Origin of the sequence: Bifidobacterium sp. ESL0769 (assembly GCF_029395495.1) — a bacterium.
In the GTDB taxonomy this organism is placed as follows: domain Bacteria; phylum Actinomycetota; class Actinomycetes; order Actinomycetales; family Bifidobacteriaceae; genus Bifidobacterium.
On the sequence record NZ_CP113918.1, the window covers coordinates 43940 to 60235 of the forward strand.

11 protein-coding genes and 2 tRNA genes are annotated in these 16296 nt (G+C 52.6%); 5 read left to right on the forward strand and 8 right to left on the reverse strand.

Features of this window, described 5'->3' with window-relative positions:
• The first annotated feature begins 144 nt into the window (after nt 1-144).
• Nucleotides 145-3540 carry a CshA/CshB family fibrillar adhesin-related protein gene (locus OZX72_RS00165; RefSeq protein WP_277158469.1) on the forward strand — a complete coding sequence of 1132 codons (3396 nt, stop codon included), beginning with the start codon at nt 145-147 and terminating at the stop codon, nt 3538-3540.
• 122 nt (nt 3541-3662) lie between these two features.
• Here the strand turns inward: OZX72_RS00165 and OZX72_RS00170 are convergent, their stop codons facing one another.
• From OZX72_RS00170 to OZX72_RS00180, 3 genes are read right to left on the reverse strand one after another with little or no spacing between them, the layout of a single operon-like run.
• Nucleotides 3663-4037: a hypothetical protein gene (locus OZX72_RS00170; protein WP_277158470.1), complete on the reverse strand. Its 375-nt coding sequence runs from the start codon at nt 4035-4037 to the stop codon at nt 3663-3665.
• Nucleotides 4034-6559, reverse strand: a complete 2526-nt coding sequence (gene feoB, locus OZX72_RS00175; protein WP_277158471.1) for a ferrous iron transport protein B — start codon at nt 6557-6559, stop codon at nt 4034-4036. The genes OZX72_RS00170 and feoB overlap by 4 nt, the downstream gene beginning before the upstream one ends.
• A gap of 39 nt (nt 6560-6598) precedes the next feature.
• Nucleotides 6599-6838 (reverse strand): ferrous iron transport protein A, encoded by a 240-nt coding sequence (locus OZX72_RS00180; RefSeq protein ID WP_277158472.1) that lies wholly within the window; start codon nt 6836-6838, stop codon nt 6599-6601.
• 349 nt (nt 6839-7187) lie between these two features.
• Here OZX72_RS00180 and OZX72_RS00185 point away from each other — a divergent pair, with 349 nt between their 5' ends.
• Nucleotides 7188-8426, forward strand: coding sequence for an ATP-binding protein (locus OZX72_RS00185; RefSeq protein ID WP_277158473.1), 1239 nt, complete (start codon nt 7188-7190; stop codon nt 8424-8426).
• A gap of 90 nt (nt 8427-8516) precedes the next feature.
• Here OZX72_RS00185 and OZX72_RS00190 read toward each other — a convergent pair.
• Nucleotides 8517-8589: transfer RNA gene (locus tag OZX72_RS00190), tRNA-Ala, on the reverse strand.
• A 58-nt stretch (nt 8590-8647) separates the two neighbouring features.
• Nucleotides 8648-8721, reverse strand: a tRNA-Ile gene (locus OZX72_RS00195).
• A 267-nt stretch (nt 8722-8988) separates the two neighbouring features.
• On the opposite strand from OZX72_RS00195, the gene OZX72_RS00200 reads away from it, so the two are divergent.
• Nucleotides 8989-9693, forward strand: a complete 705-nt coding sequence (locus OZX72_RS00200) for a SprT family zinc-dependent metalloprotease (RefSeq protein ID WP_277158474.1) — start codon at nt 8989-8991, stop codon at nt 9691-9693.
• Between the two features lie 157 nt (nt 9694-9850).
• The gene (locus OZX72_RS00205; protein WP_277158475.1) at nt 9851-10678 is read left to right on the forward strand and encodes an SDR family oxidoreductase; all 828 of its coding nucleotides are present in this window, start codon (nt 9851-9853) and stop codon (nt 10676-10678) included.
• A 348-nt stretch (nt 10679-11026) separates the two neighbouring features.
• Here the strand turns inward: OZX72_RS00205 and OZX72_RS00210 are convergent, their stop codons facing one another.
• Together OZX72_RS00210 and OZX72_RS00215 are read right to left on the reverse strand one after the other, a co-directional pair.
• Nucleotides 11027-11524: a DNA starvation/stationary phase protection protein gene (locus tag OZX72_RS00210; RefSeq protein ID WP_277158476.1), complete on the reverse strand. Its 498-nt coding sequence runs from the start codon at nt 11522-11524 to the stop codon at nt 11027-11029.
• 434 nt (nt 11525-11958) lie between these two features.
• Nucleotides 11959-13482 (reverse strand): helix-turn-helix transcriptional regulator, encoded by a 1524-nt coding sequence (locus tag OZX72_RS00215; RefSeq protein ID WP_277158477.1) that lies wholly within the window; start codon nt 13480-13482, stop codon nt 11959-11961.
• A gap of 230 nt (nt 13483-13712) precedes the next feature.
• On the opposite strand from OZX72_RS00215, the gene OZX72_RS00220 reads away from it, so the two are divergent.
• Nucleotides 13713-15017, forward strand: coding sequence for a DUF4143 domain-containing protein (locus tag OZX72_RS00220; RefSeq protein WP_277158478.1), 1305 nt, complete (start codon nt 13713-13715; stop codon nt 15015-15017).
• Between the two features lie 68 nt (nt 15018-15085).
• Here OZX72_RS00220 and OZX72_RS00225 read toward each other — a convergent pair whose 3' ends face one another.
• The gene (locus tag OZX72_RS00225; RefSeq protein WP_277158479.1) at nt 15086-16162 is read right to left on the reverse strand and encodes a Fic family protein; all 1077 of its coding nucleotides are present in this window, start codon (nt 16160-16162) and stop codon (nt 15086-15088) included.
• Nucleotides 16163-16296: the final 134 nt, after the last annotated feature.

The following is a 16296-nucleotide window of genomic DNA, read 5'->3' on the forward strand; positions in this document are numbered from 1 at the left end:
GCCAAATTAATTCTTCAAATTCGTTGACTGCATAATTAATAAATACTTTCAATTTGTGCCATTATTGATAATAGAATTTGTAATTCAATTTGTAATCCAGAATTGTATGCATTTCCGTGAGGTTCAATGAGAGGAGCCGAAAAGATGGCTGGGCACGGAGTCGTTGCTAAGCTAACGGGTGCAATCGGCGTTTTTGCCGTGGGTTTGGCCGGCATTGTGGCGACGGGAACGGCGGTAGCAGGCCCGCCGGGAAGCCAGCCTACGGTAGGTCCGCAGATCATCGCGACCGGCGGTAGCGGTCGTTTGCGCAATGCTATCGATTGGGTGCAATGGGGCAGCAGTGAAGAAGAAATCGACAGTGACAAAGTAGTGTGGACCACCCCTTCCAAAGTTGGCGATGACCATTGGATTTCCACGCGTTGCGCCGTGACTTCCCCCGCTGGTGGTGTCAATAACGCACTTTCGACAACATATCCATTGACGACCTATAAATCCGGCGATTGGCCCGGTGATGGCTTGCCATATATGTATAACCAGGGTGGTTCCGGTGGTTCCAATACGATGGTTACTGGCTTGAAGAACAAAGATGACGCCGGAAAAGTGACTTTTGATTTTAGTTGCGCTACTTATTTGATTTCTTCGACTCCTTCTCCAACGCTTGATGCGTCCACAAATACTACTCCATTTACGAATGTCCCCATGCAGGGCCTTGTTTTTGCGGATGCGGAGTCCAATAATTGGGTTGATCGCCCCAGCTACAGCCAACAGGAATACATCAAGGCAACGCCGCAAAGTAATCTACCTGGAAAGACTCCGACATGGCGTTTGATTGATAGTTATCGTAATACAGGATGTGCTACGGATTCGGTTGCGGAACTTAAGGTCAACACTATGCGTTTCCGTTCCAATGGAGAGCAATGCTCAAATTCTGGAGGTGTTGGCCCCGCTTCGGTGATGTTCCTGCAGAATTCGCAGAGTGCACGCGTTACTCTTAAGGGCGGTGGCAATACGGCCGTGGCATTGGGCAGTATCGCGCTTTCCGATTTCGGTGATGCCCCGGCAAGTTATGGGGTGGCGAGCTCGCTGTTCCAACCGCAATGGGCTGGCGGCAAACTTGGTACGGATATTACTGGCACCACTTATACAGGGGATCCGATTGACCCGGACACTGCTCTCGGGGATAGCATGGTCGGTGGCACTTTGTTCAATCTTTCAGACGCTAAAGACCAATTTGCTTCCAATCCGGCTAAACTCGCCAATTCTGATGAGCCGACTCCGCTTTTGGGAGTACATGAGGACTCCGAATCGGACGGCCATCATTCTGCAGATGCCGACGGTGATGATGTCAGCGGCGATGAAATTTCGGGATTCATCGAAAACGATGAGGACGGCATAGCTCATGCACCGGGTGCTAATGTACAAATCAATCCCGCCGATGACGGTACATTCACTCAGAAAGTGAGCTGCAAATCCAGCGCGAATGCCGAGGTGAAAGGCTGGATTGACTGGAATCATAACGGACATTTTGACGATGCCACTGAAGGCAGCGACCAAGTTGCATGTTCGCGGGATCCCTCGAATCCTTCTACAGGGCAATCGGCCACATTGACGTGGAATGTGCCCGCAGATGCCCAGCGAGCTGTTAAGGGCGAAGGCACGCAGACGCAATCGTTCGAGCGGGTACGCATCACCGATGAAACGGTAGGTGGCGGTAGCATTATGCGGCTTACTCCCACCGGCGTAACCACGGGCGGTGAAGTCGAGGATTATGCGGCCGATGTGCATGTGTCGATGCTCAGCGTGCGGGTAAACCTGCCCAATGGCCGTCACGACCCTTCGGATCAGTTCGCGATGTCCACCAAAAATCCTTCGAACGAAGAGGTCGGTAGCGCGACTACAACCGGAACCTCGTTTGGCGTTCAAAACGACCAGGTCGGTCCGAAATATTTGGCCAATGGTGTTGACTACACGATTTCCGCCCCGCTTGCAGGAAGCTCGGCAAGTACCGAAAGCCGGTATTCCAACAGTCTTTCCTGCATCGATCTGGCCCATGGCAACGTCGCAGTGCCGACCGACGCCAACGGTAAATTCACGATGCCGGCGGACTCTAACGTGCAGTGCACGTTCACCAAGTCGGTGCGCTCCAACCCGACGTTGCAGGTGACCACGCACGTCAATGGCGGTTCGGCGACTCCTGCCGATTTCCCGACTTCGGTTGCGCCTTCCGCCGGAGGCTCGTCGACCGATTTGCCCAATGACTCTCCGGTGGGTTTGACGGAAGGTTCCTACAAGATTACGACCAATATGAGTCGTAAGCCCGGTTACCGGGTCACGAGCCCACTGAGCTGCAAGATTGGTTCCACCCCGGTGAGCGTGACGGCTGCGACGGTGGCGCTCGCCAACGGCGACAACGTGGTGTGCGAGCAAACGGTTGCACCCAAGGCTGCGACGTTAACCTTGAAGACCCAAGTGGAACGCGGTGACGCGAAGCCCGGCGACTTTGACTTCACGGTGTCGAGCAGTGGCGGTTCGGCGACCTATACGGAGAATAATCCGCAAACCTCCGCCGGCGGCATCACCGGTGTGACTGGCTCCTCCTTGCCTGACGGGTACGAGCAGGATGGCGATATCGTCTACTACAAGGACAGTGATACCGCGCATGTGCATCCGATGACGTTGGCCGAGGCGAATACGGCGCTCAACAACGGCGAAAGCGTAACCGGCATCCGCAAGGTCACGACCCACCGGTCGAGGCTCACTGTGAAGCGTGAACGCCATTATCGTTACGGCGGCACTGCAGCCGGCGACGGCTCAAGGGTCAAGCTGACCCCGCAAGGCGGTGCGGAACGTGATGTTACGCTCGACCAACCCGAGTATGTCGGCGCCGGCACCTATTCCGTGCGTCAGCTGCTCAACGCAGGTTACAGGCAGAGCGACATCAAAGCGAAACTTGCCGACGGCACGCCAATCACAATCAATCCTGATGGCACGTTCCAGGTGCCTGCAGACGCTGATGTCATCGTCACCGTGAAGAACGTGGACGACCCGGGCACGCTGGAATGGTCGCGTTCTGACCAAGACGGTACGACCTTGCTGCGCGGCTCCAGGTGGCTGCTCACGGGCCCTGAAGGCCAGAGCCTTGTGGTCGATGATTGCACCGCCGAAATCTGCACCGGGGCCGATCAGGACCCGACGCCTGGCAAATTCAGGGTCTCCGGGCTCAAGTGGGGTGCATGGACCGTCACTGAAACCGTGGCTCCAGAAGGCCACCAGCGCTCACAGCCCTTCACATTGACGCTTGGACCAGGTCAGGGTGCTGCCGGACTCTCGACATTTGTCCCCTTCCGTGAGGGCAAGCCGCCCGTCGCGCCGTCTGGTGCGGACGATTCCGCGAACGCTGCAAATGCCAACGATGCCAATGGTAACGGCGTCCTCACCAAAACCGGCTCCAGTGTGGCGTTGGTAGCATTCGTTGCTGTGGTTACATTGCTGTTAGGCATGCTCCTCTCCGCTGCCCTCAAGCGTTATGACAGTAGGTAGGATAATGCCTGATAGCTGTGGCTAAAAGTAAGTGCCCGTAAGAAAAACGGGGCAACAAGAAGCCTTGATTTCTTGTTGCCCCGGTTTTATTTAATATCTATGACTAAGCAAACTAAATATTATTATTTGCTCAGTTTCGCCTTGAGACGGCCGAAGACCGACTGGCGTTTGCGGATGGCTTTCGGAAAAATCGGGCAGCCGGCGCAGACTAAGGATTCTGGGTCGGGATCGCAGCCTTCACCGGTGGTGGTGTTGCACGAACGCAAGTCGTAAACGTTAATGCGGCCGGCAGCGCATTCTTGCTCGATGACAAGGTCGACGAAATCCAGTGGCAAATTGAGACTAACGGCGATCATACGTGGCGTCTTGCCGTTGGTGAGGCCATCAACGATCTTATCGGTTATAGATAAAGAGGTTTGATTGCCGGATTTCGATAGCTTTGAAGTACTGGTGGATACCTTGCGAAAACCATCACCGTTGATGTGCGTGGAGGTCATAATAATCGCCCGACTTGGAAGACGATAATGGCAAGGATATAGGCGACAATAAGCCCTGTGGCCACCGATTGCAGGGCGGTTTTCATGCCGTATTGTCGTTTCATCTCGGCCACCGTCGCCAGGCACGGCGTGTAGGCGAGGATGAAGATCATGAACGCCGCAGCGGCTGCGTTGGGGTGTCCGTAGCTGGATTTCTCAAAGCTCTTGTGCACCGCCTGACCGAGGCTCCCCTGGCCTTCCGCCTGCTCGGACTGGTTGCCGGAATCGTTGATGGCGTAGCTCTGCGAAAGTGAGCCGACCACGACCTCCTTGGCCACGAAACCGGTGACTAGCGCCGCCGAAGCGTGCCAATCATCGAACCCTGCTGGCTTGAAGACCGGTGCTATGGACGTCGAAACCGCACCGAACACGGAATTTTCCACCTTGTCGACATGGCCGAATGAATTGGTACCAGCCGCACCCGCGGAAATCGGGATGGCGGAAAGCACCCAGACGATGATGAGCATGGTGACGATGACGGAGCTCGCACCGGTGATGAATGACCAAAGGCGCTGCAGCACGGACTTCAGCAGCTGCAGGAGGCGCGGCATTTGGTAAGGCGGCAGCTCCATGGCGAACGGTTGGGTTTTGAGGTCCTTGAACTGCGTCTTGCGTAGCGCGAAGCCGACGGCCAAGATGATGGCGATGGAGCTGACGTACATCAGGAAAATGGCCACGCCCGCGTACTTGCCGAAGAACGCATAGGCCAGCACGACGTAGACGCTTAGGCGGGCGGAACAGGACGTAAAGGGAATTAAGAGCCCGGTAAGGAGTCGTTGCCGTGAATCGGGTAGTGTGCGCGTTGAAGCCAGCGCCGGCAGGTTGCAGCCGAAGCCGACCACCAGCGGTAGGAATGCTCGTCCGTCGAGCCCGACCATGCGCATCGCGCGGTCCATCACGAATGCCGCGCGCGCCAGATAGCCCGAATCCTCGAGCAACGAGAGGATGATGAACATGATGCCCATCGGCGGGATGAAGGTGCACACGGTGATCGCGCCGTTGAGGAACCCGTCGACGATTAGCGAATAGAGCCATCCGTCAAGCGAGCTCTTACCGGCGACGGCCGTGAAGATCCAGGCGATGCCGTCCGTGCACCAGCCGCGCAGGGTGACGTCGAACCAGTCTTGGAGCGGGCCGGCCAGCGTTGTGGTCGCCTCGAAGACAAGGAACATGGTGATCAGGAAAACGATGAGGCCGATTGCCGGATGGAGCAGAATCCGGTCGAGCTTATCGGAGAACGTCTCGCGGTGCGCCGTGGTCACAGCACCCTGTGGCAGGCCCTTGTTGATTTCTTTGAGTTTCTTGGCGATCCATTCGAATCGCTCGTCCGAAGTCGCCCGAACCCATTGCGAGACTTCGTCTTGTGTCGCGCTCGCAGGCGGCGCGGGAATACTGGTGACCGGTGTTGGCGTCAGTTGCACATGAATCTCGCGGGAAACATCGGCTCCGCCGCCGTCCAAAGGCGGTGTCGCATTTTCTGCTTTAGCCAGCGTGGTCTCCACAACTTCCGAAGCCTTGTGTGCAGCTTCGCTTACTGCTTCTTTGGCTGTTTCTGGCGTGGTCTGCGCGGCCGAGTCGGCGGATTTGATTGCTTTTTGAGATATATCGGCAATGCTGTCCGGCTTCTTTGCATCTTGTTTTTGTTCGGCTTCCGCTTTAATCTCGGTCAAGGTCGCTGCGATGGTGTCTAATAATTCGGCTTTGCCATAGCTGGTTCGGCCGTCAACATGGACCATCGGGATGCCGGGAAGTGTGCGCTGAAGCCGTTTGAGCGTGATCGGTGAATCCTGCTTTTCCGCCAAGTCGAGCATGGTGACCGCAATGATGATCGGGAATCCCAGATCCATCAACTGACTCAAAAGATAATACGACTTGGAAGGCGAAGTTGCGTTGAACGTGAAAACGATGATGTCGGGCTTTGCATAGCTGCGACGGCCCATCGCCGCCTCCCCCGCGACCTGTTCGTCCGGGCTGTAGGCGTCGAGTGAGGCCGTGCCGGGGGTATCGATGAAGTCCCAGCGCTCGCCGTCACGTTCCAAACTGCCGGATTCGACCAGAACCGTGGTGCCGGGAGCGTTCATCACCGTCGCGTTCGCGCCGAGCACCGCGTTGAAGAGTGTCGATTTGCCGACGTTCGGGTTTCCTACGAAAACGATGCGTGGGTTGGTATGCATCGGTTTGCCGGATTTATCGTCCATATCTTTCATGTCGACCATGCCGGACATCGAGCCGGATTCCCCGCCGTGGTGGTGGTGCGATTGCGGCAGCAGTACCGCCAATCCGCGCCGATGGTGGTGTCCGCCGTGGCCGCCATGCCCTGCGTGCTCGCCGTTTCCGTCACCTGCACCATGGCCGCCTTCAGGCCCACTGACGGACCCGCCTGAGCCGCAGCAATCCGCCGGTTCCGGCATCAAATCAGGGTCGTTGGGATTGTCGTCATTGAGAGTTTTTGCGGGTGATGTGGCCGTAGTTGTTTTGTCCATAATTTGCCCGCCAGGTTTTGTCGTTATTACTATTCGATACTATAAACGTTGCGGTCGAGGGGATACGAAAATATGTCGGGCTGTAGCGCCGTCGATGGCGATGCGCTCGCTGCCGTGTGCCACAACGCACCCGCCGAACATCGCCTTCTGGATCACGCGAATCGGCTCATGCAAACGGAACCCGAGCTCGTTCAACCTGAAGCGGCTTCGGGCCTCGAAATCCATCCTGCATATCTCCACGTCCACGCCAAGCGGGCAGGTTCGTAACGATTCGGCCATACTTGGGACAATAGTTCATTGTGCGTGTCGAGTAAAGGGTTTTCCTCGAAAATTTTGATATTTGATAAAGCATTATGCCGGAGAAGCTTCATTATTGGACAGAATCAAATCCATTATGAAATATCGCAATATGAGTATCAGTATCGTCCTGCTAAAGAAGATCAAAGCTTTAGCAGAAAACATATGGAATTAAGAAATGTTTGGATACTTCTTAAATAGCTTCTTCGATACGAGGCAAGACGCATCTTGCAACTTTCGAATTGGAGTTGGAATAATATGGAATAAAGTGGAATAATATGGAATAAATGGGAATAATTTGGGATACAACAAAAAGTGAAAGGCTTCTATCGTGACGGAATCAATTGAGAGTCCTGTAGAAATATCGTTGTTGCGAGCGTTAAATCCATTTTCTCCGGGCGCCGGGCGTCAGCCTGCAGCTTTGGTTGGAAGAAAACGGGAACTTGAGCAAATGGATTTGTTGTTGGTTCGTGCCAAGGCCAAACGCACAGCACAGGGAATTATTTATCGTGGATTGCGCGGTGTTGGGAAAACGGTTTTGTTGATTCGACTGCAGGAAATGGCAAGGAATATGCATATGCCCACCGTCCGCATCGAAGCGACTGGTAATGATGTTGACGATTATGTCGGTTTGTTCCAAGAGCTGACCAAAATCAGCAAGGATGTAAAGGATTTAAAATTTCGCCAGCAGGTTCCCAATATTTTTAAAAATGTCAGGTCAATGTCTCTTAATATTTTGGGCAACGGTATCAGTATTACAAAGTCTGACGGTACAGAGAAGGAAGATGCATATAGCTCGAACGCATATCAGCTTGAATTGCTGATTGAAGATTTGGCAAGAGCTGCACAAGAATCGAGTTTGGCTTTGTTCTTGTTCATAGACGAGTTTCAGGAAATGTCTCCAGATCTTATGGGTATATTGATTACTTTGCAGCATCGAATGGGTCAGGAAAATTTGCCTTTTTATATTATTGGTGCGGGACTACCTGATTTGCCAAGAGTCCTTACTAAATCCCGTTCGTACGCAGAACGACTTTTCGACTATCGGGAAATTGGTAGGCTTTCTCGTGATGACACCGAGCAAGCTTTCCAAAGTACGGTAGAAAAGGGCAGTAGACGTTTTAATGCCGATGCGCTCGCTCGATTGGTCGAAGATTCACAGGGATATCCGTATTTTATACAGGCTTATGGGGAAGCGGCATGGAATAAATCAGCGGTCTCCCCGATTCCACTTGAAGCTGTGGAAGAAGGCGAAGCTGACGCCCGTAAGTCGCTTGACGAAGGCCTATATGCCTCAAGATGGCAACGGGCTACTCCTGCCGGTAGGGTATACCTCTCCGCTATGGCATTTCTAATAAATGAGGCAGAGGGGATCGAAAGCTGTGAAACGGTTAAAATTGCTGTTTCTATGAAACGAAATTCTCGTGAACTCTCAAAAATACGAGGAAAGCTTATTGGACTCGGACTGATTTATTCGCCGGAACGTGGGAAGGTCGCGTTTACGGTTCCCGGGATGGCTGATTTTATACGTCGCGTGGATCCATCGGATGAGCAGGTTTATGACAAGTAGAATTCCCAATGATAAATTTTACAAGCCACATAATTATATATGGAAACCTCGTTGATCAGGTGAGAATCAGGTGAAAAAGAACGTCTAAAGTGGAGCATAGGAGACTCGAACTCCTGACCCTCTGCTTGCAAAGCAGATGCGCTACCAACTGCGCCAATGCCCCGGAATTGTAACGATTCTCGGTCATGAAATCTTTGGGATTTATGAAGAGGAACCTTGCGTGGGCCCGGGAGGACTTGAACCTCCGACCTCATCCTTATCAGGGATGCGCTCTAACCAGCTGAGCTACGGGCCCAATCAGCACGCCTTGAGACGTACAAGGAGATAGTTTACCAGTTGAGAGATGATAGTCAACCCGACAGCATTGCGTGTCGTGAACGTTTGTTGAAGATATTAAGCGAGTGGTTCATATGGAAGTACAAATTGCAATGTGGCTTGGCTGGTTTTATTTATGGTACTCCGCGATTGCTGATATTGCGCAATAACAATATAAAGCATATTTCAATGCAGGCTGCGCTGCTGCCGTGCCATTCCGGTCAATCGCACGCGAGACAATGCGGATATGCCTTATCGCCGCCGCCCCAAAGCCAGAACTATTTCGCACGCTATCCTGCGTGTCGATGACCTGGATGTCAGCGTGACCCGCAAGACCATGCGCAATATGTACTTGCGCATCAAGCCGCCGGCCGGCAACGTCGAAGTGAGTGCGCCGGCAAGAATGAGCGATCAAAAAATTGCCGATTTCGTACGGGAACGCCGGAACTGGATTGAACGGCAGCGCCGGAGATTAGAGGAAGCTCAGCAGCGCATCCCCGCTATCTTCGATGGTTTGCAGCATTCGGGTGCACAATCGGGGCGTGAAGGCGATTCCAATACAGGTTCTGCTGGCAATATTGCCGGGCAAAACAGTGGCATCGGATTCGAGTGGACAGATGAGCGCAAACGCTTAGCAAAGTCCAATATCGACGCGCAATTGCCGGCTCTGTTGCAACACTGGGAGCCGATTATCGGCCGCAAGCCGACGCATATCACCTTGCGCCTAATGACTTCGCGCTGGGGCTCGTGCACGCCCGCGACCGGCCGGATTCGCCTCAACTTGCAGCTTGGGCTGATGGATCCGCGGCTCCTGGAATACGTGCTGGTCCACGAGATGACGCATCTGTGGGCAAGCGGCCATGGCGCGAAGTTCCAGCGGCTTATGGACGAATATCTGCCGAATTGGCGGACGCTGCGTCGCGATTTGAACCGCGAAATGGTCTGGCGCTGAAAGCGCATATACTTCTGTAATATTTATGCATTCCTATGTGTATTGCCGAGGGTTAAACGCCGCATTTTGCGGTAGCGTTAATACTGAAGTATGGCCACCTCGGTGACGCGGCGGCATGGCATATGACGCGCTCGAAAGAGCAGCGAGGAGGTTCTCGATGGTGGGGACATTGGCCGGCAATACGGCGGAAAATGAAGGAAAATCTGAGATTCGGCTCGGTAACACCATAACGTCCAAGCGAGCAGTGGTCACGGGCGCATCCAGCGGCATCGGGCGCGCGACGGCACTGCAGCTAGCCTCGGTCGGTTGGAAGGTCGTGGCGCTCGCGCGGCGTAAGAACAAGCTTATCGAGCTTTCCGACCAGCTTGGCGATGCCTGTGAATACGTGGTGTGCGACTTGACTAATGAGGATTCGACGCAGGCCGCGGTCACCAGGATTTTGCGTGGTGGGCCGGTGAAGGCACTGGTCAATTGTGCAGGAGGTGCGATTGGCAAAGACCGGATTGAGGATTGTAATGTCGAGAATTGGCGCAAAATGTATGACGTCAATGTGCTCGGTACGTTGCGCATTACCCAGAAGCTGCTGCCGGCGCTGAAGAGGGCGACCGGCGGCGGAACGGTCGTTGTTGTTTCTTCGACGGCGGGAATCGAACCGTACGAGAACGGTGCCGGATACTGCGGGGTCAAGTCCGCCGAGCGTGTGCTGGCCCGGACGCTTCGTTATGAAGAGGTCGGCGAGCCGCTCCGCGTCATTGATGTTTCGCCGGGCATGGTACACACCGAGGAGTTCTCCCTCAATCGTTTCCATGGTGATAAGGCCAAGGCTGACGCCGTGTATAAGGGTGTGCCGAATCCCCTGAACGCCGACGACATCGCTGAGTGCATCGAGTGGGCGCTTGATCTTCCCGACGATATCGACATCGATTCGCTTGTGGTTCGGCCCCGTGCGGAGGCTTCAGCTCAGCGCGTCTATCGTGAAGATTAGCTTGCGCAAGACTTCGTAAATTCGCAAATACAGCGTTGTGCCTTCATCCGGATTTGTTGGGTGAAGGCACAATTCCTGTTGCGCTATCTACTGCAAAATGCGGCGTTTTTTCGGTTCTTCCGTGCATCAATATGCAGGCGTCTATTCATTATCAGGATGAGCGCAGCTAATAGTTCATTCTAGCCCTTGTGTATAGAGGTTTCGCCTATACGGTGCTATGTGCTATACAACGCAAAATGCCTTGCCGTTCAGGATGAGAGTGAACGGCAAGGCATTGATAATGTACGGTTTTCGGCAAACTTACGAATCAATTTGCCGAAAACCCAGCGACTGGGATAGCCCTAAAGCTCAGGCGTGAGCCTGCTCTTCGATCAGGTGGCTGTTCATGAACCAGTTGAAGTGCTCGAGTTCCTGCACATGGTCCTGCATGATGTTGGAGCTGATGATGTCGATCGGATCGAGCTCCTCGTAGGCCTTGCGCTCGGCGACGATGAAGTCAGCGTAGTAGTCGACCAGAGCCTTCAGGTAATCTTGAGTGTTCTGGCGGCCCATGAGCTTGAACTCGGACCAGGTGCGGTTGCTGATGATGGACTCCGGGGTGCCCTGGGCGCTGCCGCCGAGGGTGGCGATGCGCTCTGCGGTCTCGTCGGCCATGTTGCGCACGGCGTCAACCTCAGGGTCAATCATTTCGTGCACGCCGATGAAGCTCGGGCCGGACACGTTCCAGTGCGCGTGCTTCAAGATCAGCGAAGCCTCTTCCTCCTGCGCCAAGCGGTTCTGCAGAATCGAGACAATCTTATCGGATGCTGCCTGATCAATACCAGGGCTCAAAAATTCATTTGCCATAGTAATTTCCTTCCTTTTGCGAAATATTGCTGGTTCCCATTCTAGTGAATTGTGTCGTGCGTCTCAGTGGTTCGTCTTCAGCCCAATATTGTCGAAAACCTTGAAATGTCGCGGTTTTTGAGGTAACAAAGCAGGGTTATTGAGGGTTATTCGGGCCAAAGTTTGCGTGTATTGAAAGGTTCGCCACGTCATCTGCAATTTTGTAGTACAAATCGGCGCGCAACGTCCAGATTTGTGCTGCGTCTCGCGGTTTTTGGTTGCGTCGGGTGGTGTTCTGCAGTTACGCAGCGTCATTTCGCAAGCCGATTATGTCGAATGTGTTACGGATTTTTCTCAATTTTGTTTGTATGGAGACTTTTGATTCAAGTAAAAATTATCTAAACACAATTTCAGTCTTTCTGTGCGGGGCCGTGTCGACGGCTATGCGCCGTCCATCAATCAAGCGAAATACTGCTGGAATGTAAATTGACATCCACCATCGGCGTTCCTGGCCGGCTGGCAGAATGCCTGTTTGCAATGATCGGTTGGCCGTCGACCGTGAGCGTACTGCTGTGGATTTCCGCAAGGTAACCAAAATTCCGAGGCAAACCAGATATGCGGGCACTGCTGTTATGGCAGTCGATATCCAAGTTGTTGTGTACAGTTCCGTTCCATTTCACACTTCCTCCGTGGGTTATCAAAGAGGCGGCGTCAACCGTAATGTCGTTGATTTTGGCAGAGCTGCCGTGCAGATTGAGGTCGAAGTTGCGGCTTTCCAGCCCGGCGATGACAAGACTTGAGCTGTTGAGCGCGGCGGTCGTTTGCGTCAACGGTTGCGAGGCTGGAATGATTACCTCAACATAGGCGTTCCATTGGGCGGGGTTGAAGACATTCATCAGCGACATATGGTCCCAGGGCGTTCCCGTGTTGGCGATGTGCAACGTGCCGGCTGTGTTTGAGATTTGGAAGTCTGAGGCCTTGCAATGGTGGAATTTGATTTCGAACGTGTCGGAATCGCTCGACTGTGTAGTGATTCGCCCTGCCATCGAATGCAAATGGAAATCCAGTTTCGTGATCGGCAGTGAGCCAGTGAATCGCTGGTTTTTCACAATGACAGTTGGGCTGTTCTGTATGCTGTCCTTGTTCGCGCTGGTCTCGAGCCGATTTTGGTTGGGTGTTTGACTCGCTGAGGTCTCTGAAGCTGTCGAGGTGTTGGAAGTGGTGTTTGCTCCAGTTGCGTCATAGCTGGGCGCGTGGTTGGAAGTCGTTGCGCCGTTAGGCTCTTCGGTTGGCTCGTTTTGTCCTTGCATTTTGGTCTTTTCTTCCGTTGAATCGTTCTGGTTATGGGTCTGCAGTGGCGTAACGATGACGAAATCAGTTGATTTGCTTTGGAAATTTGCGTTCTCTATATTGTCGTCGTTCTCGTCTTCAGGCTCGTTGGTATCAGCGGATTTCGCGTCATGATAGAAATTCTCTTGGAAATGATGCGCCCAACGAGCGATGAGGGCGTAGGTGTCGGCGCAAAGCAACACGGTTTCGCTGGCCTCGCTGAACGGCAAATCAGCGACGGAGCTTCGCATCCACTCGGCGACACTGCGGTGGTTGGTTTCCAGCGTGGTGAGTAGACGCCGGCCGGTGGCTTCGTCGGTCTGATAAAGATTCGCTACCATTGCTACAAAGTCGAAAGTAATATGCGGTGGCGCCGAAGCGATTTCGTTCATAAGGTCATCGAAATGTTGTGCACCTTTTGGCGTTATGGAATAGACGCGCTTTTGCGAAGAGGCTGCGGAATCGTCTGTGTCGATTGAGGTATAGCAGTCATCGCAAAGTTTGATAGCGATTCGGTAGACGGATTGCTCGCTGACCTGAACCCAGTTGCTGACACCACGTGAGGCGAGGAATTTATTGATGTCATAAGCGCTCATCGGATGGTCTTTCAACGCCCCGAGCGTCATGAGTTCGATGGAAGGCAGTGCCATGATGCACCTCTGCTCTGATTACTCTAGCTATTAGTACTCTTACTGAGAGTACATAGTATCGCTCTACTAATTTGCTGTCAAAACAACAGTACAAATTTGCAAAGTTGGTAGTTTTGCATTTGTTTTTTTGAACATTTCTGATTTGCAAAGTTGGTAGTTTTGCATTTGCTTTTTTGAACATTTAGCGTAATATCATTGTAAATTAAGGGAAAACAAGCAAAGAGGATTTTATGAAATTCGACGCATCGTTTTATCTCGATAGAGTTGTTGACAAGCGCTTGCGGCAATACCTTCAAGCGTTTGGTGCGGTTTCTGTTGAAGGTCCCAAATGGTGCGGCAAAACCACAACATGTCTGAGTCAGGCCAATACCAGCGTAGAAATATCTGATCCAGCGAATAACTATGCTGTACGTACTTTGGCGAGGCTCGATCCGGCTCAGTTGTTTGTGGGTGATCCCCCTATTTTGCTTGACGAGTGGCAAGTAGCACCAGGGATTTGGGATGCGGTGCGGCATGATGTGGATGAATCCAGAGCACGTGGCAAATTTATGCTTTGTGGTTCCGCAGGGCCGCAAAAGAAAGTGTTGCATAGCGGTGCAGGCCGTATAGCACGTTTGAAGATGCGAACAATGACGCTTTTTGAATCCGGGGTTTCGTCAGGAGATGTATCTTTTCAGGGGTTGATGAATGGTGATAAAGCTTCTGGCATTGCGGCAAATGGGACGAATCTAGATGGTATTACTGATTGGATTTGTCGTGGTGGCTGGCCGGCAACGATTCATGATTCGTTTGAGCAGGCGGCTCTTACGCCGAGGCAGTATATCGATACTGTCTGTAATTTTTCGAATGAGGTTGATGAAGAAGATGAGGAACGTATTAATCCCGACCGAATGCGCGCGTTGTTGGCGGCAATTGCGCGAAGTGTCGCATCCCCTGTGCGTAAAGTTACGTTGATCCAGGATACCGATGAAACATATCGCCCTTCCAAGAAAGACAGTGTGGAAACTTCCTATAAAACGCTTGATCGATATTATGCTGTTCTTCGACGTTTGTACCTCATTGAAGAGCAACATGCTTGGTCGCCTGCTTTGCGTTCTTCGGTGCGTTTGCGTCGATCGCCGAAGATTCATTTGACTGATCCTTCTTTGGCTGCGGCCGCTTTGGGAGCAACACCTACTTCGCTAAAACGCGATTTCAAGACTTTGGGTCTGTTGTTTGAGTCATTGGTTAATCATGACTTAGATGTGTATGCGTCGAGTTTCGGCGCTCGCGTCATGCACTATATCGACAATTCTGACCTTGAATGTGACGAGATTGTCGAGCTGCCGGATGGCGGTTGGGGTGCGTTTGAGGTGAAGTTGAGCGCCGACAAGATTGACGCCGCAGCTGCTTCTCTGAATGCTGTCGAAGCGAAAATGATCGCCGGTGGCCAGGAGCCCCCGCGTTGCAAGTGCGTCATCGTAGGCACATTCAACCGTGCCTACACTCGTCCCGATGGTGTTCGTGTGGTTCCGCTAGCGACTCTGCGACCGTGAACGGGGAATTATCTGCACCGCTTAAATAGATGCAGATAGCTTCTAAACACGGCAATAATGAGACGGAATTATTGCTCTTCGTGGTGCAAACTGACGTATCTGGTGGATCGGCCTGCGCCGAGCTTTTGGATTTGATTGTCGGTGAGCAGGGTTTTTAGTGTGCGCTCGATAGTTGAAGTGCTGATATCGGGAAGTGTTTGCTGGATATCGGCCTTGGAGAGTGGACTGAGGCTCTGATTGAGGACGTTGGCGATGCGTTGCTTTTTGGTTGTTGAATGGTGCAAAGAAACCGGTGTGCTGATGACTGCAGCTCGTTCGTCGAACTCTCGATAAGCTGACAGGATGATGCCGAGCAGATAGTTGACGAATGGCGCATAGTCGTTGCTGTTTTCGTTCCAGCCGATGGTGCTTGCGGCCAACGACTCGTAGTAGGTGGACCTACTTTGCTCGATAAGGTGTTCGATACTGATATATTTTCCGATTTCGTAACCAGAGCGATAGAGCAGAAGCAGCGTCAGCAGTCGGCTCATGCGGCCGTTGCCGTCGTTGAACGGGTGGATGCAGGTGAAATCGAAGACGAACATGGAAGTCAACAGCAAGGGATCAATGTCGCCGGCTTCATTCGCTTTGTTATAATTGTCGCATGCTGCGGCCATGAGTTCCGGAGTCTGCAGCGCAGAAGGCGGCGTGAACCTGACCTTGGCATGGCCGTTTCCATCGGATTCGACAATCATGTTGTCGGTATCTTTCCAATGACCGGCGAAGGCAAGTGGTGTGTGCCGGAAGAGATCGCGGTGCAGTTGCAGAATGACGTTCGGTTTCAACGGTATATACGCATAATTTTCGTGGATGGTTTTGAGCACGTCGCGATAACCAGCGATTTCTTCTTCATCGCGGTTTCTCGGGGCTACTTTCTCGCTGACAATGCCGGCCAAACGCTTGTTGGTGGTTGAGATTCCTTCGATACGATTTGATGCATCGGTGCTTTGGATGCGGGCGACATTGATTAGTGGTTTCGCAAGATCAGGACTGATTTGCAGTTGAGTATTTTGGCGCCCTTTGGCTTCATGAACCGCATTGAGCAAATTCACGGTCTGCGGCGTCAACAGTTTGTGCCCCGACTTCTCATAGTCAAAAGTATGCATATTATCTGCACCATTTTCTGCATCATCAATTACTTTTCTGCATCATATTATAGCAAAGTGATGCAGAAAAATGTTAAATGAGGTAGAAAAAGTTTTAGCAGATGCTGTGCAACGTCTCAATTGGACAATTGAGC

What these genes read in the sequence shown, in the direction of transcription:
- OZX72_RS00165 (WP_277158469.1), top strand. Translation starts at nt 145, where the DNA reads ATGGCTGGGCACGGAGTCGTTGCTAAGCTAACGGGTGCAATCGGCGTT.
- OZX72_RS00170 (WP_277158470.1), bottom strand. Translation starts at nt 4,037, where the DNA reads ATGACCTCCACGCACATCAACGGTGATGGTTTTCGCAAGGTATCCACC.
- feoB (WP_277158471.1), bottom strand. Translation starts at nt 6,559, where the DNA reads ATGGACAAAACAACTACGGCCACATCACCCGCAAAAACTCTCAATGAC.
- OZX72_RS00180 (WP_277158472.1), bottom strand. Translation starts at nt 6,838, where the DNA reads ATGGCCGAATCGTTACGAACCTGCCCGCTTGGCGTGGACGTGGAGATA.
- OZX72_RS00200 (WP_277158474.1), top strand. Translation starts at nt 8,989, where the DNA reads ATGCCTTATCGCCGCCGCCCCAAAGCCAGAACTATTTCGCACGCTATC.
- OZX72_RS00205 (WP_277158475.1), top strand. Translation starts at nt 9,851, where the DNA reads ATGGTGGGGACATTGGCCGGCAATACGGCGGAAAATGAAGGAAAATCT.
- OZX72_RS00210 (WP_277158476.1), bottom strand. Translation starts at nt 11,524, where the DNA reads ATGGCAAATGAATTTTTGAGCCCTGGTATTGATCAGGCAGCATCCGAT.
- OZX72_RS00215 (WP_277158477.1), bottom strand. Translation starts at nt 13,482, where the DNA reads ATGGCACTGCCTTCCATCGAACTCATGACGCTCGGGGCGTTGAAAGAC.
- OZX72_RS00220 (WP_277158478.1), top strand. Translation starts at nt 13,713, where the DNA reads ATGAAATTCGACGCATCGTTTTATCTCGATAGAGTTGTTGACAAGCGC.
- OZX72_RS00225 (WP_277158479.1), bottom strand. Translation starts at nt 16,162, where the DNA reads ATGCATACTTTTGACTATGAGAAGTCGGGGCACAAACTGTTGACGCCG.